The organism is Mycobacterium sp. D16Q16 (assembly GCF_002013745.1).
Lineage (GTDB): Bacteria > Actinomycetota > Actinomycetes > Mycobacteriales > Mycobacteriaceae > Mycobacterium.
The window spans coordinates 70,345-89,692 of the sequence record NZ_MAEY01000013.1 but is presented as its reverse complement, the minus strand read 5'-3'; the positions used below and the strand labels follow the sequence as shown (position 1 = coordinate 89,692).

Sequence of the window (19,348 nt, the reverse complement as noted above, 5' to 3'; positions counted from 1 at the left end):
GTCGAACTCCTCTGAATCGCGTTATGACGTGCATATCCAAGCCATACAGATTGTATTGATATTCAGATTGTATTGCAATATCAATGTAAAAGAAGGCTCCCTCGCCGCTCGGTTACGGCGACTCGTCGGTATACGGTGCTAGAACACGGGTATGAAGAAATCACCGGAGTGGCGGCACGCCATCAGCTGCGGTGTGGCCTGCCGTGATTGCATCCGAGATATCGACCACTGCCACGGAACATTGATCGTGCACTCCTCTCGGCATGCCGAGTGCACGGAACGTGACTGCGATGGGCAGTATCTGCTACGGCACAGCCTGGTCATTGATTGCATTGCCGCACAATGCGATTGCGAGGGCGAGATCCCGCTGGCGGTCTAGCCCATCGGGTCGGCCGACTGCGCCAGTTCCTCGGCGCTGGCGGCCTCCTGATGCGGGAAGGGCGCGGCCGCATCTCCCCAGTGCACACAGCTCCACCGTCCGTCGGTAATCGGCGCCAGCACAACCGCTTCCGCATTGCGCAGGTGATGGTTCACCGCAAAGCCAGGGTCCACTCCGGCGAGCGTGGCCGCCACCAAGCGGATCGCCGCCCCGTGGCTCACTACCACCACATCACCGGTCGACGCGTCGTTTTCCAGGTGTCGCAACCGGAGCTCGGCAACCACGGGCAGGTACCTGTCGAACACGTCTTGCGCGGATTCACCACCAGGTAAACGGGTTCCAAATTCACCGAAATGCCAACGCTCATATGTGCGGTCGAAAATCTCGAAGGACTCCAGGCCGGTGTGGTCCTCCAACTCCCCTGCCTGCACCTCATGCAAACCGTCGAGCTGAAGCGCCTCCACGCCAAGATGTCCCGCGATCTCCGTGGCGGTCTGGACGGCGCGCAACGCCACCGAATGCACCAGCACGGCAGGCGCGTGCTCCTCGTACTGTTTGGCGAACAGCCGGGCCTGTTGCAGTCCGAGCTCGGTCAGCGCCGCACCCGGTGGTTTGGTGTCCAGCCTGCGTTCAACGTTTCCATACGACTGCCCGTGCCGGACCAGGACAAGGCGCCCGCTCATCGCAGCTTCCCTTCCCGCGTCTCGGCGAGCCATCCGGACGCTTCGTCCAATACCGGCGGGTTGGCGCCGGCGGGCGCTGCGATTCCTCTCGGCCACGATCCCAAATACCGCACATCCGCACAACGACGATGCAGGCCCTTGAGTGCCTCGCCGACGGCGACGTCGTCGATATGTCCGGCGCAATCCAGGAAGAACCGATAAGTACCCAGGCCGGTACGAGTAGGCCGGGACTCGATGCGGGTGAGATCGATATCCCGGATCGCGAACTCGTTCATGGCGGCGGCGAGAGCGCCGGGTACGTTCCCCAATCCGAGAACCACGGAGGTGCGATCCGAGCCGGTGGCCGACGGCGGCGGCCCCGGTTGCCCCACCAGCACGAAGCGCGTGTGCGCATGAGCCTCATCGACGACGCCGCTCGCCAGGGCATCCAGCCCCAGTCGTTGCGCGGCCCATTCCGTGCATACGCCCGCGTCGGCCCGCAGCGCCTTCACATCCTCGGCCGCCGCAGCATTTGAGTTGGCAGCGATCAGCTCAGCGTTCGGCAGGTTGGCCGCCAGCCACTCACGCACCTGCGCGGCGGCGATCGGGAAACCGGCGACAGTCTTCACATCCTCCGCGGACGTCCCCGGTCGCACCGCGATGGTGAAGGACACCGGCAACACCGTCTCCGCGAAGATCTGCAACGGAGTGCCTACCGCCAAGGTATCGAGCGTCGGCACCACCGGGCCCTCGAGCGAGCTTTCTATTGGAACGCAGGCGTAGGCCGCGTCACCCTTCTGTACCTGCACCAACGCCTCGCGCGCACTGGCAACCGAGACCGGCTCCACCTCGGGAGAGCCGGGAATCCGCCCCGTCGTGCGCAGCGTGGTCAGCGCGGCCTCGGAGAACGTGCCTTCCGGCCCCAAATACGTGATGCGCTGCACACTTCAAACCTTAGGCGTTCCACCGCCCGGCGAACCCTCGACACAGGCGACAGCACAGGTGTCCCTTGCACTCTCCACCGTCCGTTGTTAACTTAGGCTTACCTCAGTTCGTCGGGTTCTCCAGGGTTTGAACAGGAAGGGTCACCATGACCGCAGCACCGCCCACCACCGCCGAGCGTGTTCGTTCGGCTTGCGCACGGGCCGCGAGCTCAACTCTCGCCATCGCCGGAGCCGATGTGGTCGGGACCTCGCTGCATCATCTGTTCGACGACGGCACCTTCGCCGTCGCGGTCCCCTCGGATAGCGCCATCGCCGCCACCGTCGTCGCGGCCGGCCAATCCGGGATGCCCGCCCTCCTTGAGCTGACCGACCAAGCACCGCTTCCCCTGCGCGAGCCGGTGCGCTCCCTGGTTTGGGTGCGCGGCAACGTGGTGGCCGCCTCCGACCGGGAGGCCCGCGGCATCGTCGACGTGATCGCCAGCCGGATACCCAATCCGGCACTCCTGGACATCCGCACCGATATGCGGCTGCGCACAGAGCCCGGCTCGGTACTGCTGTGCCTGAACGTGGAGTCCGTCGTCGTCGCCGACTCGACGGGAGCCGAATCGGTTGACGTCTCCGCACTGCTCGGTGCGCGTCCCGATCCGTTCTGCGCACTCGAGGCCGGCTGGCTGTCGCATATCGACCACGACCACCGCGATCTCGTCGAACGACTGGCGCGGCGTCTTCCCCTGAACCTGCAGCACGGCGAGGTTCGGCTGCTCGGCATCGACCGCTACGGCATCCAGCTGCGCGTAGAAGGCGCAGCGGGCGACCACGACGTGAGACTGCCGTTCAACGAACCCGTCAACGACACCGCAGGCCTGAGCCAGGCACTGCGCATTCTGGCCGGCTGCCCGTTTCTCAACGGACTGCGTGCCCGAAAGATCTAGCCCAGCAACAGTTCGCGCAATACCCCGGCGAACATCGCCGGTGCCTCACGATGCGCGAAATGACCTTGCCCAACAAGCTCTTTGACTCGCACGCCGGCTACCCGCCGTGCCAAATATCCCACCGGCTCGCGGAACTGCAGCGGCGAGTTCGCCCCTTCGAGTAGCAGCATCGGGATGACCACACGGGTGTACTCACCGAGCACCTCCACGCAATGATCCAGCGCCTGGAACTCCCGTGACACGGTCGCCGAGCGCGCCCGAACCGCCGCGCTTCCTTCCCTATTCGCCGTAGCCACACCGTCCGACACCGGAAGCGGTGGCTCGTATAAGACGACGGCAGCCACATCGAGTCCGCGACGCAAGGCCTCCAGCACGACAACCGCGCCGAACGAATGGCCGAGTATCACCGCATCGGGTCCCGCTTCCGCGGCCACCGCGATGACATCGTCCGCCTCACGCGCCAGGCTGTGTTCCTCGGCGTCCGTACTCGCACCATGACCACGCCGGTCGACAAGAAAGCACGTGAAGTCCCGTCGCAGCTCTGTAGCGACATCTGACCAGGCCGCCCCCGAATCCATCGCGCCGTGCACCATCACGAGCGGCCGCCCCTCACCGGACACGGTCAGGCTCAACCGAACCCCATCGGGCGACGCCACATAGCGCAGAGTGCTCACCACATCGGACACTCTTCCACCAATACCAGCCACAATGGGCGCCGTGGCCGAATCGGAGTCTTCACCTCTTCGCGTATGCGGCTCATCGGACATGACACCGCGCACCATCCGCATTGAGATCTGGATCGTGCTCGCCATCAGCTTCGGGATGAGCGCGATCAGCGCCATCCTGCAGTTCACGTCTGCCGTCCTGGCCGGGCTTGCCGGCCAGACCGTAGCGCTCAATCCCCGCCGCGCCGAGTTCAGCCTGATTGACCTGGGATTGAACCTGGTATCGATCACCCGGCTGGTGGCCTGGGGCGCACTCGCGGTATATCTGTTGTGGCGCAGTGGTTTCAGTCTGTCCTCGATCGGGCTCGGCCGCTGGCGCTGGCGGCCTGACGGCTTGGGTGCACTCGGATTGGCGGCACTCATCGGGCTGCCGGGCCTGGCGCTGTACGTCGGCGCGCGCTGGATGGGCTTGAGCGTCCAAGTCATCCCCGCTTCCCTCGACGACACCTGGTGGCGGCTGCCGGTGCTGGTGCTGTCCGCATTCGCGAATGGCTGGGCCGAGGAAGTCGTTGTCGTCGCCTACCTACAGACACGACTGCGGCAACTGGGCTACGGAACGACCACCGCCATTGCGTCCTCGGCGCTGCTACGCGGTTGCTACCACCTCTATCAAGGTGTCTCGGCCGGTATCGGAAACCTGGCGATGGGTCTGGTCTTCGGATACGTCTGGCACCGCACCGGACGGCTATGGCCCCTGGTCGTCGCCCATGGCGTGATCGACACCGTCGCCTTCGCCGGGTACGCGTTGCTCCGTGATCACCTGGTCTGGCTCCATTAGCCTGATCTCATGGGACGCGCAGGATGACCGAGCCCACCATCCCCTTCCGCGGACGGCCTCCCCGCCGGCGGGAGAGCCGGGAGGACAGCGAGGTCATCCGTCGGCATCCGCACCAGCCACCTCCTGCGATGCGCGACAACCCGCCGCGTCGCCCGAATCTCCCGCCGCCACCGAGGCCGTCTTCCCGTGATCCACGACCGCGTCGTCCGGCACCACCAGCCAAACCGCCACCGCCGCCGCCACCCTCGCGTCCACGACGCACACGACGATGGGGCGCCTGGATACGGCGCACCTTCGTTCTCGCGACGACCCTTGTGCTCCTTGGGTTCTGCACTATCGTCGGGACGGCATTCTGGATCGACGGACGGCTACATCGCGTGGACGCGCTCACCGACTATCCGGAACGCCCCTCGCCCGGTAGTGGCACCAATTGGCTTCTGGTCGGCTCAGATAGCCGTCAGGCCCTCAGCCCGGAACAGGAAGCAGAGCTCGCCACCGGCGGAGACACCGGAGACGGCCGCACCGACACAATCCTGCTGGTGCACATACCCGCGTTCTACGACGGCGGGCCCGCCACCATGGTGTCCCTTCCGCGTGATTCGTATGTCCCCATCCCCGGCTACGGAAGTGACAAGATCAACGCCGCGTTCACGCTCGGCGGGCCATCGTTGCTCACCCAAACCGTCGAACAGGCCACCGGGCTGCGCATCGACCACTACGCGGAAATCGGATTCGGTGGATTCGCCTCGGTGGTCGATGCCATTGGCGGCGTCGCGATCTGTCTCGACGAGCCGATCGACGATCCCTTGGCCGGAATCAGCCTGGCGCCCGAGTGCCAGACACTCAACGGACCCAATGCACTGGGATACGTGCGCAGCCGGGCTACGCCTCGCGCCGACCTGGACCGCATGACACACCAGCGGGCATTCATGTCCGCACTGCTTCACCGCGTGAGCAGCCCGGCGGTGTGGGCCAACCCGTTCCGCTGGTATCCCCTCGCCACATCCACGGCCGATGCCATCACCATCGCGCACGGCGATCACAGCTGGAATCTGGCCCAATTGGGTCTGGCCCTCGCGGGTTCCGTACAGACCCTCACCATGCCTATCGGCTCGTTCTCCTCGAACTGGGCGGGAGACATCGTCACCTGGGACGAGGACGCCTCGGCACGGCTCTTCGAGGCACTGCGCACCGGTCAACAAGTTCCCGCAGACCTCTTGCCCGACCCGGCCACAGCGACCCCTTGACGCACTAGGCTTTTCGGTGTGGCTACCACTGATCTCCATGCGCGCGCACCCTCGCCATTCCTCGAACTGTTGCGTGATCAGATCCGCAATGAGTTCACGGCCTCGCAGCAGTACGTCGCCATCGCTGTCTACTACGACGACGCCGATCTGCCGCAGCTGGCCAAGCGCTTCTATGCGCAGGCGGTCGAGGAGCGCAACCACGCGATGATGATCATCCGCTACCTGATCGATAAGAACGTCGCCATCTCCATCCCCGGCGTCGACCCCGTCATCAACGAATTCGCGGACGCGCGCGCACCCATCGCCCTGGCCCTCGAGCAGGAAAAGCGCGTGACCGATCAGGTCACCGAACTCGCCCGCTCAGCCCGGTCTTCGGGCGATTACTACGGCGAGCAGTTCATGCAGTGGTTCCTCAAGGAGCAAGTCGAGGAGGTCGCCCTCATGGACACGCTGCTGACGGTCGTCGACCGGGCTGATCACGACCTGTTCGATCTGGAGAACTTTGTGGAGCGCGAACTCAGCCGCCCCGTCGGCCAGGATGCGACGGCACCCCCCGCAGCCGGCGGCGCGCTCTAAAACAATTTTGCGCACAGCGATTCCCAATTGAAGGTGCGCGTGCATTAACCTTGGCTAAGTTAAGAATAAGCCAATTAGCTTGCGCAATATTCAACCATTACTTAGGTGACGATAACCTCATTAAGGTTGACCTTGGCTGACAATGCCCCTGACCTGGTCTATTGTCGAATTCATGTCCGCGACCGACACCCCCAAGACTAAATTCAACGCGCTCCTCCATGACCAGATCGGCCACGAGTTCACCGCGTCGCAGCAATACATTGCAATTGCCGCGTATTTCGATGATGCCGACCTTCCACAGCTCGCCGCGCATTTCTACAAGCAGGCGGTCGAAGAACGTAATCACGCCATGATGATCGTGCGTTACCTCATCGATCGACGCGTCCACGTGGAGATCCCCGCCGTGGGTGCGGTGACCAACGGCTTCACCGCACCGCGCGAGCCGCTGGCCTTGGCGCTGGCTCAGGAGCAGACCGTCACCGAGCAGGTCACCGAGCTGGCCCGCACGGCCCGGGATGAGGGCGACTACATCGGTGAGCAGTTCATGCAGTGGTTCCTCAAGGAGCAAGTGGAAGAGGTTGCCCTCATGGACACGCTGCTCACGGTCGCCGAGCGTGCCGGAGACAACTACTTCGACCTCGAGGAGTTCGTGGCGCGCGAGATCTCGGTCGAATCAAGCGATCCCACCGCGCCCCCGGCAGCGGGCGGCTCGCTGTAGTCGTCCTGACGTCTCGCTGACTGCTCTCCCCTGCTCTCGACCGTGATCGAGGACGGGGGAGAGTTTGTTTTCGGCCCCATCACACCCATTCGGGTAACCCCCGTCGGCTAATCTTGAATGGCAGATACTGATTTGCCATCTCTGACGACGACGCGCCGGGAAGGGGGCGGTGGACCGGATGTTCCGCGGCCGACACATTCAGTTGACGCTCACCGCTTCTCGTGCCATCGAGTCACTTCGCGCTAATCCTTTGTTTGTCGATGCATTGGCCGAACATCTGGTACAGGCATCGGGTGAGCCCTACGCGCTGGCGCTGCTGAACCATCAACCAGTGGATTCGCCCGTTGCTGCGGACTCGACTAGCGACCACAAATCCTTCATCGCGCATTGTCGGTCGCTCATGACGAAGCATTACGACGATTCCCTCCTCGCGGCGACGCGTTCCGGCGCCCGCCAGGTGGTGCTGTTGGCAGGCGGACTAGATACTCGCGCCTATCGGCTGGACTGGCCCGAGGACACCACGGTCTTCGAAGTCGACTACCCCGAACTGCTCAGCTTCAAACAAGAGGTACTCGCCGATAGCGGCGTGGAGTCACGTGCCGAGCGCCGACAGGTCGGAACATTCCTCAGCGGCCCATGGCAGTCAGACCTCACCGCCGCGGACTTCGATCCAGACCTGCCCACCGCGTGGCTCGCAGAGGCACTTGTCTCACACCTACCCGGCCCGAGCCATGACGCGCTCTTTGAGCGAGTCATCGAGATGTCGGCGCTCGGCAGCAGCATCGCCACCGACACCGATGGCATCGCGCCCTCTGGTCAACCGTGGGCTGACGTCCGTGATGCGTTGGGCCCGAACGCATTGCATGCAGACGGGCTCTCCCCGGTGAACGACGGACGCACCCTGTCCGGGGAGTGGCTGTCGGGACATGGCTGGCTGATACGAACAACCACCGGTCACGAACTCGCGGAACGCTATGACCGTCCGTTGGACGGCGAGCCGGCGCCATACCCCCAGGAATTCGCGGAACGCCGGTTCCTTACCGCGACGCTACCGGCGACGTATTTGTCATAAGCGGAGAACTCGGCCCCATGGTGGGATTCCGCGGCGCACGCGTGGTTTCGGCTACAGCGCAGTACCGGTGAGGCCCCGCTGTAACCATGATTTGGTGCGGCCGGGATGGTTGGTCGCGATCCAGGCGACGCCAATGCTTCGGCAGAATTCGACGTCCTCGTAGTGGTCGACCGTCCAGCAGTACGTCGCCCGTCCTTGAGCCGCTGCCCTGTCGACCAACTCCGGATGCTCACGCAGGGTCGCGATGGACGGTCCCACCGCGGTGGCTCCCACCGTGGTCGCCGCGCTGCCCCCTAGATACCGGGACGTCTCGCCCAGCAGCACTGTCGGCAACATGGGGGCCGCGCGACGAATGCGCCACACCGCCGCAGCCGAGAAGGACATGACGACCGCCCGCGACATGTCCGCCGATGCCGGTGCGGCGATCCCGAACCGGTGCAGCAGAGCCAGCACCTTGTTTTCCACCAGCGACCCGTAGCGGACCGGGTGCTTGGTTTCGATGAACAGCTTCACCGGGCGGTTCCAGTCGAGCACGAGCGAGACCAGCTCCTCCAACGTGAGCAGGCCGGTCCCTGATCCGGCCTCTGCGCCGCCCGAATGCCAACCGCCGAAGTCCAACGCGCGCAACTGACTCAGTGTCATCTCGCTGACCAACCCGGTCCCGTTCGACGTGCGATCCACCCTGCGATCGTGCACGCAGACGAGCTGTCCGTCCCGAGTAAGGCGGACATCGCATTCCACCCCGTCCGCTCCTTCTTCGAGAGCGAGCTCGTAGGCGGCAAGGGTGTGCTCGGGCCGGTCCGCCGACGCACCCCGATGCGCGACGACGAACGGATGTCGTTTAGCCCTGCCGTCTATCTCGTCGGCTCCTTGCACAAGCTGGGGCTCCGCCCCATCACCAGGCTCCGGCGACTCGGTCACGCTCCAATGCTGCCGGTTCTTGCCCCATCGGTTCAACCGCAGCGCCGGAATTGTCCCCGCGTGTCGTCGGCACATCCGGACGATCAGCATCAATGGGCACCGGCCCCTGCGGGGATTCCACCGCTAGCCAGCGCACCGAGCGGTGCTGCCCCTCCGGCGCGGTGAAGCCGTTGTACACGCGCCGGAGTGACCAGGCCGCAACCGCAGCGACGGCGTAATCGAGGGTGGTGAACAGCGCGTTGTCGGCGACGCCCTGCACGGTGAGCGGATCGCGGACGACCCACGTCACGAGCACCAGCAGCCACGTCACGCCCCACAAAATCGACCACCACACGATGTTTCGGTACTGCCGGTACCACCGGTTTTCGACCTTGGCGAGCTCGAGAAGCAGCAGGGGTATGCCAACAATGTTCACGATCGGCACCAGACAGCCCACGCGGATCTCCCACCGCGCCCGCGGATCGTCAAATCCCAGGTCGCGGTATGTTTCAGCACGCCGCCCGATCATCCAGTCGGTGAGGAACCACGCGGTGGCGGCCATCACCGCGAAGGCAACCGCCACGCTGAAGAGCACTAGCCCGTTCGAGGTGCTGGCGACGAACCGCGGAATCAGCGCTCCGCGGTTGTAAACCATCAGCGCATATCGAAGAAAATGCGCACACGAAACGATTGCCAGGGTGATGATTGTGGCCAGCAGGAGCCTCTCGAGCACCCGGCTGGGGATATGACCCCCGGCTATCCCTTGGCGTGAGGACCCGGCCGGTTCGATGTGATCGACCAGACCCCAGCGCGGGATGTATCCGTACCGCGGTGTCGGCCCCAGCGGACGCCGACGGCGGGCCGGCGCCGGGGGCGAGCCGGGACGCACGGCAATCCATCGATATCCCGCGGGAAGCCGCGTGGGACGGGCCGGAGGACGCCCGGCGGGCGTTGCCACGGGACCCTGCGCAGTGGGTGGAACCCAGTACTTGCCAGTCGGCGGCTGCGCCCCGGCGGGCGGACGTGGTATCGGCGCGGAAGGACGCGGCGAGGCAGTCATCCCCGGCTCAAGCAGCGTGCCCCGACACCGCGGGCACCAGTATCGACGCTGCTCACGCACGTTCCACTGGGTACCGCAGCGGGAGCACACCTGGATCATTCGTCCAGCGTAACGGCCTGAGGGCGCAACCTGCAGCGAGTAGCGCACTGGTGCCAACCCGGGAGGGAGGTCGCCGGAAACTCAGCTGATCGTCGGTTTACCTGCCTGTACCCAGGCCAGCATGCCACCTGAGACGTTGCTGACATCGAATCCATTGCGGTTCAGGTAAGCGGCGGCGCGCTGAGATCGTCCGCCCGCATGGCAGATGACCCACAGCGGAACGTCCGGATCGAGCTCGTCCATCCGGGAGGGCACATCACCGAGCGGTATATGTTGCGCGCCATCGATATGCCCGGCCGCCCACTCGTCGTCCTCACGGACGTCAAGCAACTTGACACCAAGATCAAACGCGGCCGAGATCTCATCGATGCCGACCTGAGGGACCTCATCGCCCGAGGGGAAAGTCATCGTCCATTCCTGTCGCTCAATTGGGGTGACGGCTGCTGTGCCTGCAACTTTTCGCGGTGTGACGTACGCCACAGCAATGTCGGCTTATCCACAGTATCCACAGGTTGATCCACAAACCACAGGCTGCTCATTTGTATTTGCGCTGGCCAGGACTTCGTGGAGGCGCTCAGCTGGGCTGGCGACGGGGAACCGTAGCACTGCCTGTGCATAGTTAGCGAATTCATAGTCACCGCCGTGGGATAGCTCACGGCTGTGCTGGATCGCCGGGTGGCACATCCAGTCCGACAGGGCAGGAAACCGACGTCCCGCCGAGTCCGCAGTACCCGTTTGGGTTCTTGGCCAGGTACTGCTGGTGATACTCCTCGGCGTAGTAGAAGCGCCGCGACGCATGTCCGATCGGCCCGTCCAACGGAGCTATCTCGGTGGTGACCGCTCCATATCCGGCGTCAGCAAGTGCGAACCCGTACCGCGTAGCACTCTCGGCGGCCTGCGACACCTGGCTCTCACTCGTCCCATAGATGGCCGAGCGGTATTGGCTGCCGCGATCGTTGCCCTGCCGCATGCCCTGAGTGGGATCGTGACTCTCCCAGAACTGCACCAGAAGCTGCTCGTAGGTCACCTCACGGGGATCGAACACCACCAGCACGACCTCCGCGTGCCCGGTCTGCCCAGAGCACACCTCGTCATAGGTCGGATTGGGCGTGTAGCCCCCGGCGTATCCAACCGCGGTGGAATAGACGCCGGGAACCGTCCAGAAGCCCCGTTCGGCACCCCAGAAGCACCCCTCGCCAAACACCGCGGTTTCCAGCCCCTCCGGGAAGGGCGGCACGGTGGCATGACCGTTGACGAAATGAGTGCCGGATATCCGAATCGGGGTGGCACGCCCGGGCAGGGCCGCACCCTCCTCCACGATTGCCGACTTTCCCGGTGCGAGCCCGCCTTCGAGTCGCCCCAAGATCTGATCGCGAACGTTATTTACCCAAGAAGCCATGCCCCTGATGGTACGCCGCGGCACCCCGCCAATTTGCTGGTCTAGCTGGGGTTTCCAGGTACACGCAGGGTGAATTTTCGCGCATCGCGATTTGGAGCTATGATGACCGTCACACGCGAGATGCTGTGACTCATCTCACCGTGACGGTAGTTGCACAGCGTGACAGGAGGGCGGCGATGACGGCACAGTCGGCAGGGCACGAGTCGATGTCCACTTCCGGCTGGCAGTTGACCCCACGCTGCTACAACACCTCCTACCGCGTCGCAGCCTTCCGAGCGCTTGTCATCGCCCTCATTCTCGCCGCCGGCCTCGCGTTTCTCATCCTGATCTAGCCGGGAGTCTCGGCGATCCGTTTCCACCGGCCAACATTGGGTGACCAATTGAGGATGCGTGCGTCCTTGCGACGCGTTGCGCAATAGAGCAGGGTTGAATCGGTAGGCCGGCGCATCCGGTGCATCCGGTTTGGCCGTGTCTTCTCATGGAATGGATCTGCACACACGCGGATACGAAGCAAGCCGAAAGGAATCTCGTGGCTGAGTACACACTGCCCGATTTGGACTACGACTACGGAGCTCTGGAGCCCCACATCTCAGGACAGATCAACGAGCTGCACCACAGTAAGCACCACGCGGCCTACGTGGCGGGCGTCAATTCCGCTGTCGCCAAGTTGGAGGAGGCCCGCGAGAAGGGGGACCACGCCGCGATCTTCCTCAATGAGAAGAACCTGGCCTTCCACCTCGGTGGTCACGTGAACCACTCGATCTGGTGGAAGAACCTGTCGCCCAACGGTGGCGACAAGCCCACCGGCGATCTGGCCGCGGCTATCGACGACCAGTTCGGCTCGTTCGACAAGTTCCAGGCGCAGTTCACCGCGGCAGCCAACGGTCTGCAGGGTTCGGGTTGGGCAGTGCTCGGCTACGACAGCCTGGGGCAGAAGCTGCTGACCTTCCAGCTGTACGACCAGCAGGCCAACGTCCCGCTGGGCATCATCCCGCTGCTCCAGGTCGATATGTGGGAGCACGCCTTCTACCTGCAGTACAAGAACGTCAAGGCGGACTACGTCAAGGCATTCTGGAATGTGGTCAACTGGGCCGACGTGCAGGACCGCTACACCGCGGCCACCACGAAGACGTCGGGCCTCATCTTCGGCTGATCTCGCTGTTTCGCTTGGGCCCCGGGTTTGTTACGAATCCGGGGCCCAAGTGTGTTACCGGCGTGTCCGCTAGCAATTGCGGGGCGACTCCGCGCATGGTAATTCTGGAATAAGCAGCGTCGCGCAGCGTGGATGTGGTGTCAGAGTGATTGCGAGCGTGGCAGATATGGCAACTAGTTCCGATCAGCCGATCGAGATCGCACCCTTCCACGCGGGCGGATCGCTCAGGGGGTTCGTGGTGTGCGGCCGCTGGCCCGATTCCACCAAGGAATGGATGCAGCTGTTGATTGTGACAGTGCGCATCGCCACACTGCCCGGATTACTTTCCACCACAACGATTTTTGGCGCCCGCGAAGACCTGCCCGACGATCCCGCGCCTGGCATGGTGGGTTTGGTCGTCGCCGAAGGCACGGTACTCGGGGAGTCGGCGGTCGCACCCGGGCATTTTGCAGAACATCAACCACCGGCGCTGCTTATGCTCCATCCGCCATCCGAGACCAACCCCACACTGCCGGAATGCCTTGGTGCGGCCTCAGGTTGCCTACTCCTTCCCGGATTGCCACATCTGGGCCTAGAGCATCGGGCAGCATGGGTTGAGGCCGAATCAGATGGCACGGTGACTTCGGTGGTGAGTCGGGTGGGTATCGATCCCATCAGCGATCCCGACACGGCCGTATTGGCCATGTTGCTTGCCGCGTAAAGGAATTCGTCGGCTAGACTTCCCACCACTATCGGCCATGTCGCCGCATACCTGTTCTTCTGCTTAGGTTTTCGATCCGGCATCGTCGTGCCCGCGATGCTGGCCGAGAGTCGCATCACCCGTGTCGTCGTCACCACTACTCGCGCCAAACAGCCATTCGGCGAACCGGTTACGTTCGGTGCGCTCGGCCTCGACGACCGCCCCGAGCACTATCCGTCAGCCGCCGCCAGTGACAACACGGCATTCCTGGGCAAGCTCGGCAACCATTCCCACACTGATGACAATGAGGCCTGAGCTGCGCTGCCGTTGATCGATCGCGCGTGCGGGCCGCCGCCCAATGTCTGCCCCAGTTCACGGCCCCTCCGTCGCCATCGGAAGCGTCTCCGGGGCCATTCTCCCCAAACGGCGCATCACCGTCCGCGCAGGTTTAGCGTTCCCGGCTCCGGGAGTTGGATTCGGCGCAGGAACAACGCAAACCACCGCCCTAAACCAGCGACCGCCCGCGCGACTCGTTTCATCTCCCTGGCGATCATTTCCTCAAAATTCACGCCGGGCTCGATGACACGACAATGCCAACCGCCGCCGCGCCGCCAGCGACCATCGGTGAAACCACGCGCTGATGGGCGCGCCGACGGTCACGGTGTGCGCTGTACCGGGCGAGTCCCCCGCGGGCACCCGGCCGCATCGGTCACTTCCGTCACATCTACTCCAGGACGTGACCGCGACCCTCGTCGTGATCTCAGTTCCGGAGGGTCTTCGGCGGCTCTCGCAGGGGGCATTGGACGGCAGTGACCGACCACACGCCCCCGGTAGTTGCTGTGATCTTGCTCACAGTCCACCGCCGTGGATTTACCGCTGGTCAGAGGGGATGCCCTGCTGACGGGGCACACTTGCCGTCAACGTTCCACTATTTAAACGTTACCTATGCGCGGCGATTCCCGCCATAATCACTAGCTGCCGTTATCGTCACGGGCATGACATCGTGCCAGGTCAGCGAGGCATGCGCGAAGAAGGCGCGGTGCCGGTGCGAGTAGCAACTCAGCAGGTTATACCGCCGGGCACCGCGTCCGGCCGACTTAGGAAACGAATGCGACCTCTGCGCACGGCCCACAACGGAGCCTCCGTGTCATCGCCCTGGGGATTCATCAATCATTTGCCTGAGAACGAAGATTCCCAGATCGTCCCGAATATTGGACGCTGCACGAATGTGCCTGAGCTAGCAGGTTTGGATAACCGAACACCATGTCCACCCGAGGCGAACTTGACGGTTGCGCTTGGCTGCAGGCAAAACTAAGGTTACGATGGGCAGCAAATACGTCCCCCGAATTAGCAACTTTATCTGTTTGTGGAGGTAAGGCTCGATGAGCACCACGTTCACCGCACGTTTGAATCGGTTGTTCGACACCGTGTACCCACCCGGGCGCGGCCCCCACACCTCCGCCGAGGTGATCGCGGCCCTGCGTTCCGAGGGCATCACGATGTCCGCGCCGTACCTGTCGCAGCTGCGATCAGGTAACCGCACCAACCCTTCGTCGGCGACCATGAAGGCGCTCGCGAACTTCTTCCGGATCAAGCCGGCGTACTTCACCGACGATGAGTACTACGAGAAGCTCGACCAGGAACTGACCTGGCTCGCCAACATGCGTGATGAGGGTGTCCGTCGAATCGCGGCCCGCACCGTGGGGCTGTCCGTCGAGGCACAGGACCGCATCACGCAGGCCGTCGACGAATACCGTCGCCAAGAGGGTCTCGACAGCTAGTCCGCTTCTCGCCTGGCCGGTCCACTCGGGGAAGGACCGGTCAGTTTGGCGTTCACCGCTCATCGAGCCGGCGGCGTACGCACGGAGGGACGGCGAAGTACAACTTAAGAACGACGTTCGGCACGCACCAGCCTGCGGTACTCAGTGGCGATCGCGAGAATCCATTCGCGATCGGAGTATCCGTCAGGCTGGTGTAGCCATTCCGGGCCCGGGAAGTTTTCCTTCGGATCACCCTCGGTAAGAACCCATTTCACCACCGCGTGGGCCTGCGCGTCCGGTGGTACGTCGAGCCTCACCGGTTCCGCTCCGAGCTCGATATCGCCCTCACCCTCCGATTCAGGGTCTAGCCCCTGGGCGTGCATCGCCTCCAGGAAGAGCGCATCGGAGATGTAGGCCATACGGTCTGCCACCTGGAAGGCCAGCGGCCCACGCGGACGCACTCCGATGGCTGCGTCCGGCTGACGCTTCTTGAGGTCGGTGTACAACGGAGCCAATACGAACATCTCGCGTCGAGCCACCAGCCAAGTCTCGAAGGTCGGCAATAGCGATCCCACCGCCACCATCGCCATCGCACAACCGATCAACGTCGCCGCGGTCCCGATCGTCACGTACTCCGAATTGGCCACGGCCACACCGGCGACCACCAAGACTGCCAGTACCAGCAGGCTGATCCCGACGGTGAAAAGGAACAAGGCGCGACCCCGACGGCTGCGATTCGAATAGGCCATCCCCGCCCACAGCACGACCGACAGGGCGACGGCGATGTACAGCATCGGGATGAGCCAGGCTGTGCCAGAGGCGAATCCACCCAGATCGTGCTTGAGAAACTCGCGGGGCGTCATCTCGGGCTGCGGACCACGAGAAAAGAACACGGCTAGGCTGGCGCCGGCGATCAGGGCCGCGGCCAGGTACTGCCAGCGCGCCCATCGCCTGTTGGCTGCCGCGGTGCGGCTGGCGGACATGCTGGTGATCATCACGCAGCTGCCCGCCGCGCACGCCGTCAGCGCGGCCTGGCTTACCGCCACCGAAACATTGGGCCAGCCCAGCGAGCTGTCCACAAGAATTGTCAGCGGCTCCCAGTTCAGCGCCGACACCAGCGCCAGGCTTCCCAGCGCAACGATCATTCCGGTGCTCACCGGGGATTGTTTGTGGACGAGCACCCACCCGATGCGCAAACCCGTCGCCATACCCAGCAGCCCGGCAATCACCCAGGCGATCACCCAAAGGCCTCCCCGAGCCTCACCTGAACAATCGAAGCGCGGTCTGAGGGCAGTCGGCCAAGCCGATAGAGCAACAGAGCCGCGAAGTCCTCTGCCTCTTGTTCAGCCTCCATCCCGGCCGCACCCATGCATCCGGAGCGCTGGGACAGCATGTATGCGATGAGGTCGTCGCTGGCGAATTCCGCTTCATCCCTAGCCATTTCAACTACCGAGATGCCCTCGTGACGCAGCACCACATGCCCAAGTTCATGGGCGAGCGTGCGATCCCAGGTGGGCAGGCCACGCTGGATGATGAAGATGTCTTCGTTCTCGTATTGCCGCCACTGACCGCACACCCCGGGCGGCAAATCAGCCGAGATGATCTCGATGGACCGGTCCCGATCGCGACCAACGGCCTCGACGAGTGCGGACAGCGTCACCTCACCCTTGCGCGGGGCCAGATCCAGCACAGCGTTGACGGCATCGGTCACACGACGGCCTGCGCCCATGTGCCTCTCCCCTCAACACGTGCCTTCCCGGACAGACCCCTGACGGGGTGCTGTATCGATTCTCCCCTACTCCAGGAAGCGGGCGGCAGCGGAGGCACGCACGGTATGCCCGGCCTTGGCTTGCCGGTATCCGATGGCGCCTCCCACGAAGGTCATCATCGCGATACCCACGGCACCCGGAATGGCCACCGCGGCGATCTCGGACGTCTTCGTGAGCCGGAGGTAGTCGCCGTAGCCGGTACGCGGCGCGATGGTCTCGGCCGCGACGAACTGCTCGATCGGCTTCGTGACGGCCTCGGGTTGCTTGGACCCGCCAGCAGTCACGACGGCGTCGCCACCCCGGCCACCCTCGGCCTGCTTGATGGTCACAACGGGCGGTGCCGGCGCCACGACCGGCGCTAGCGGCGTGATGGCCGGCGGCGCGGGTGGTGCCGCGATCGCCACCGCGGGAGCCTTAGGCGTGGGCACCGTCGGCGGCGCTATGGGCCCGGTGTGAATACCGGGGTTTCCTCCCGGGTTCCGGGTGCCGGCCGCGCCACCGAACGACGGCGTGGCCGGATTCGGGACGCCACCGATCCCCGGAAGGCCGGGCAGGGTGATCACGTGATCGTGGTCGTCGGATTCGTGCTCGTGCGTCGATCCGCCCCCGGCGCCCGCCTCGTGCGTCGATCCACCGCCGGTACCTGGTGTGTGCGTCGACGTACCAGGCTTTTTCTTCCAAATGACAATCGTGCGCCCACCCACGTTGATGGTGACGCCCGGAACTGTGGCTTCCTCGGACGACGTCTCGTGTCCTGTTGGTGTAGAGCCCGAGGCGGGGGTGTCCGCCGTGGTCGTCGCGCCCGGTGCGGTCGCGGTGTGCGGCGAGGTCGCGGTGTCGGCCTTAGGCGTCGTGGCGGTCTGCGTCTTCGGGGCCATCGCACCGGCGACAGAACCCAAAGCACCCTTCAACGTCGGTGACGTTTCGGTGTGAGCTGTTGTGCCGCTAGTGCTTTCAGCAGTGGGTGCCGTGGCGTTCGGGGTATGGACACCCGCCGCACCACCCGAATGCGGAAGGGTTATCTCGGGGCCGCCACCGATCCCCACACTGGACGTACCGCCCGTGGAGCCGGGGGTGCTAGTGCTCGAACCAGGACCGTTCGTGCTCGAATCATGGCTGCCCGCCGCATTGTCGGACGATTTGCCATTGGCGCCGGCGGACCCGGGCTTGGGAACGTTCGCCCCGGGGCCCTTGTCTTTGCCTTTGTCCTTGTCGCCGGCGGAGGAATCGCTGCTACTACCACCCGCAGCGCCTTCCGATCCAGCGCCGCCGTGCAGGCTCTTACCGAAGCTCGGGGACGAGGGCGCGTTGCGCGTGCCCCCGCTGCCGGGTCCACCGCCTCCGCCGACGCCGCCACCGAGCAGGCCACCGGTGATCTTGTGGATCGCGCCACCCAAGCCGTGGTCGTGGTCGCTGTCGCCACCCGAACCGCCGCCGGGCTTGGCGTCCGCGGCCGGGGTCGATACGGCAAAAACTCCGAATCCCCCCATGAGCGTCCCCGAGCTGAGCACCGTCACCACAGCGGCACGCGCCGAGGCACGCTTCAGCTGCTGGCTCCGCCTACTCTGCTTTGCACGATGTCGCCCCACGGCGAACAGAATGCCGGGAATTTGCTCGGAGGTCAAATATCTATCGCGAATTGTGGGCCCTTTCACCTCATGTTCCCCCTGCACCGCCGGAATGGCGGCTTACAGGACTTCGCTGGGGATTGCCGGGAACCTTTGCAGCGTGCGGCGCGACCACGTAAATACGGGGCCCCATCCGCACGGGGCCAGCGCGGGTCGGCGCGCTAGGGTTAGCGCCACACTCGCAACGCGATGAACGGAGGCCGCTGGGATGGGTTTTCTCACCAGCCGCAAGAGCCGCTCGACGAAACGCGCCGAGGCTCGGGCTCTGAAGGCGAAGGCCAAGCTCGAAGCCAGATTGGCGGCGCGTAACGACCGGCGACGGATGCTCATGCAGGCGCGCTCGGAGTCCGCCGCCCGGCGCGATTCGCGCAAGACGGAGCTCGCGACGTTGAAGGCTCAGCGGCAGATCGCCCAGGACCAGCTCAAGGCGGTACGCGAGGGCAAGCTGCTCTCGCCGACCCGGATCAAGCGCACCCTCACAGTGGTGCGGCTGCTAGCTCCGGTGCTCTTGCCGGTGTTGTACAAGGGAGCCATCGCGGTCCGCGGGGTGCTGGATCAGCGGCGCGCCGATCGCCTTGGCATACCGCTGGCAGAGCTTGGCCAGTACTCAGGATTCGGAGCGGAGCTGTCGGCCCGTATCGCCGGCGCTGAGCAATCCCTCCAGGCCGTACTCGACCGGGCACCCAAGGATGCGGAGACCAAGAAGTTCACCTCGGCAGTCCGTGCGCGGCTGGAAGAGTTGGGTACCGCAGTAGGGGCCTCCGAGCACATGCCACCGACCCGCAGGCGCGCGGCCCATGCCGCCATCGCCCGTGAGCTCGACGGCATCGACGCTGATCTGCTTGCCCGACTCGGAGTGAGGTAATCC

At 64.5% G+C, this 19,348-nt stretch carries 24 protein-coding genes; 13 read left to right on the top strand and 11 right to left on the bottom strand.

Annotated features, from left to right (window positions below; translation table 11 throughout):
* Positions 1-151 precede the first annotated feature (151 nt).
* Complete coding sequence (locus tag B4394_RS13730) at positions 152-379, top strand: hypothetical protein (RefSeq protein ID WP_078311384.1); 228 nt, start codon at positions 152-154, stop codon at positions 377-379.
* Here the strand turns inward: B4394_RS13730 and B4394_RS13725 are convergent.
* Positions 376-1,062: a histidine phosphatase family protein gene (locus B4394_RS13725; RefSeq protein WP_078311385.1), complete on the bottom strand. Its 687-nt coding sequence runs from the start codon at positions 1,060-1,062 to the stop codon at positions 376-378. The two genes, B4394_RS13730 and B4394_RS13725, sit on opposite strands and share 4 nt — an antisense overlap.
* Complete coding sequence (gene pheA / locus B4394_RS13720) at positions 1,059-1,985, bottom strand: prephenate dehydratase (protein ID WP_078311386.1); 927 nt, start codon at positions 1,983-1,985, stop codon at positions 1,059-1,061. Before pheA ends, B4394_RS13725 begins: the two co-directional genes overlap by 4 nt.
* 146 nt (positions 1,986-2,131) lie before the next feature.
* Between pheA and B4394_RS13715 the strand changes: the two genes are divergently transcribed.
* Positions 2,132-2,917, top strand: a complete 786-nt coding sequence (locus B4394_RS13715) for a DUF2470 domain-containing protein (protein WP_078311387.1) — start codon at positions 2,132-2,134, stop codon at positions 2,915-2,917.
* On the opposite strand, the gene B4394_RS13710 is transcribed toward B4394_RS13715, so the two are convergent.
* Positions 2,914-3,603: an alpha/beta fold hydrolase gene (locus B4394_RS13710; protein ID WP_078315328.1), complete on the bottom strand. Its 690-nt coding sequence runs from the start codon at positions 3,601-3,603 to the stop codon at positions 2,914-2,916. The two genes, B4394_RS13715 and B4394_RS13710, sit on opposite strands and share 4 nt — an antisense overlap.
* A 79-nt stretch (positions 3,604-3,682) precedes the next feature.
* Between B4394_RS13710 and B4394_RS13705 the strand changes: the two genes are divergently transcribed.
* Positions 3,683-4,420: a CPBP family intramembrane glutamic endopeptidase gene (locus tag B4394_RS13705; RefSeq protein ID WP_176138318.1), complete on the top strand. Its 738-nt coding sequence runs from the start codon at positions 3,683-3,685 to the stop codon at positions 4,418-4,420.
* A gap of 93 nt (positions 4,421-4,513) precedes the next feature.
* On the opposite strand, the gene B4394_RS25740 is transcribed toward B4394_RS13705, so the two are convergent.
* Positions 4,514-4,675, bottom strand: coding sequence for a hypothetical protein (locus B4394_RS25740; RefSeq protein ID WP_286142065.1), 162 nt, complete (start codon positions 4,673-4,675; stop codon positions 4,514-4,516).
* A gap of 59 nt (positions 4,676-4,734) precedes the next feature.
* On the opposite strand from B4394_RS25740, the gene B4394_RS13700 reads away from it, so the two are divergent.
* The 4 genes from B4394_RS13700 to B4394_RS13685 all read left to right on the top strand — a co-directional run bounded on the left by B4394_RS13700 (position 4,735) and on the right by B4394_RS13685 (position 8,033).
* Complete coding sequence (locus B4394_RS13700) at positions 4,735-5,667, top strand: LCP family protein (RefSeq protein ID WP_078311391.1); 933 nt, start codon at positions 4,735-4,737, stop codon at positions 5,665-5,667.
* An 18-nt stretch (positions 5,668-5,685) separates the two neighbouring features.
* Complete coding sequence (locus tag B4394_RS13695) at positions 5,686-6,243, top strand: ferritin (protein WP_078315325.1); 558 nt, start codon at positions 5,686-5,688, stop codon at positions 6,241-6,243.
* Between the two features lie 172 nt (positions 6,244-6,415).
* Positions 6,416-6,961 carry a ferritin gene (locus tag B4394_RS13690; protein WP_078311454.1) on the top strand — a complete coding sequence of 182 codons (546 nt, stop codon included), beginning with the start codon at positions 6,416-6,418 and terminating at the stop codon, positions 6,959-6,961.
* Between the two features lie 178 nt (positions 6,962-7,139).
* Positions 7,140-8,033 (top strand): SAM-dependent methyltransferase, encoded by an 894-nt coding sequence (locus B4394_RS13685; protein WP_078315324.1) that lies wholly within the window; start codon positions 7,140-7,142, stop codon positions 8,031-8,033.
* Positions 8,034-8,084: 51 nt separating this feature from the next.
* Here the strand turns inward: B4394_RS13685 and B4394_RS13680 are convergent, their stop codons facing one another.
* From B4394_RS13680 to msrA, 4 genes are all read right to left on the bottom strand, one after another.
* Entirely contained in the window at positions 8,085-8,909 is an 825-nt protein-coding gene (locus B4394_RS13680) for a glycerophosphodiester phosphodiesterase (protein WP_078311455.1), read from the bottom strand.
* Between the two features lie 19 nt (positions 8,910-8,928).
* On the bottom strand, positions 8,929-9,891 hold the full coding sequence (locus tag B4394_RS25540; RefSeq protein ID WP_286142064.1) for a DUF4328 domain-containing protein: 963 nt from the start codon (positions 9,889-9,891) through the stop codon (positions 8,929-8,931).
* Positions 9,892-10,173: 282 nt separating this feature from the next.
* Positions 10,174-10,500, bottom strand: a complete 327-nt coding sequence (locus tag B4394_RS13670; protein ID WP_078315323.1) for a rhodanese-like domain-containing protein — start codon at positions 10,498-10,500, stop codon at positions 10,174-10,176.
* Between the two features lie 244 nt (positions 10,501-10,744).
* Positions 10,745-11,491, bottom strand: a complete 747-nt coding sequence (gene msrA / locus B4394_RS13665) for a peptide-methionine (S)-S-oxide reductase MsrA (protein ID WP_078315322.1) — start codon at positions 11,489-11,491, stop codon at positions 10,745-10,747.
* Positions 11,492-11,667: 176 nt separating this feature from the next.
* On the opposite strand from msrA, the gene B4394_RS13660 reads away from it, so the two are divergent.
* From B4394_RS13660 to B4394_RS13640, 5 genes are all read left to right on the top strand, one after another.
* Positions 11,668-11,823 (top strand): hypothetical protein, encoded by a 156-nt coding sequence (locus tag B4394_RS13660; protein WP_109556173.1) that lies wholly within the window; start codon positions 11,668-11,670, stop codon positions 11,821-11,823.
* A gap of 197 nt (positions 11,824-12,020) precedes the next feature.
* Positions 12,021-12,644: a superoxide dismutase gene (locus B4394_RS13655; RefSeq protein ID WP_030096167.1), complete on the top strand. Its 624-nt coding sequence runs from the start codon at positions 12,021-12,023 to the stop codon at positions 12,642-12,644.
* A 166-nt stretch (positions 12,645-12,810) separates the two neighbouring features.
* Positions 12,811-13,344: a peptidase gene (locus B4394_RS13650; RefSeq protein ID WP_078311396.1), complete on the top strand. Its 534-nt coding sequence runs from the start codon at positions 12,811-12,813 to the stop codon at positions 13,342-13,344.
* Positions 13,345-13,440: 96 nt separating this feature from the next.
* Positions 13,441-13,638 carry a hypothetical protein gene (locus B4394_RS13645; protein ID WP_139360175.1) on the top strand — a complete coding sequence of 66 codons (198 nt, stop codon included), beginning with the start codon at positions 13,441-13,443 and terminating at the stop codon, positions 13,636-13,638.
* Between the two features lie 1,067 nt (positions 13,639-14,705).
* Positions 14,706-15,104 (top strand): secretion protein EspR, encoded by a 399-nt coding sequence (locus B4394_RS13640; RefSeq protein ID WP_046252093.1) that lies wholly within the window; start codon positions 14,706-14,708, stop codon positions 15,102-15,104.
* A 104-nt stretch (positions 15,105-15,208) separates the two neighbouring features.
* On the opposite strand, the gene B4394_RS13635 is transcribed toward B4394_RS13640, so the two are convergent.
* The 3 genes from B4394_RS13635 to B4394_RS13625 all read right to left on the bottom strand — a co-directional run bounded on the left by B4394_RS13635 (position 15,209) and on the right by B4394_RS13625 (position 18,372).
* Positions 15,209-16,324 (bottom strand): hypothetical protein, encoded by a 1,116-nt coding sequence (locus B4394_RS13635; protein ID WP_078315320.1) that lies wholly within the window; start codon positions 16,322-16,324, stop codon positions 15,209-15,211.
* Positions 16,321-16,812, bottom strand: coding sequence for a M48 family metalloprotease (locus tag B4394_RS13630; protein ID WP_078311398.1), 492 nt, complete (start codon positions 16,810-16,812; stop codon positions 16,321-16,323). The genes B4394_RS13635 and B4394_RS13630 overlap by 4 nt, the downstream gene beginning before the upstream one ends.
* Before the next feature lie 66 nt (positions 16,813-16,878).
* On the bottom strand, positions 16,879-18,372 hold the full coding sequence (locus B4394_RS13625) for a hypothetical protein (RefSeq protein WP_078315511.1): 1,494 nt from the start codon (positions 18,370-18,372) through the stop codon (positions 16,879-16,881).
* Positions 18,373-18,688: 316 nt separating this feature from the next.
* Between B4394_RS13625 and B4394_RS13620 the strand changes: the two genes are divergently transcribed.
* The gene (locus B4394_RS13620; RefSeq protein ID WP_078315319.1) at positions 18,689-19,345 is read left to right on the top strand and encodes a DUF6474 family protein; all 657 of its coding nucleotides are present in this window, start codon (positions 18,689-18,691) and stop codon (positions 19,343-19,345) included.
* The last annotated feature ends 3 nt before the right edge of the window (positions 19,346-19,348 follow it).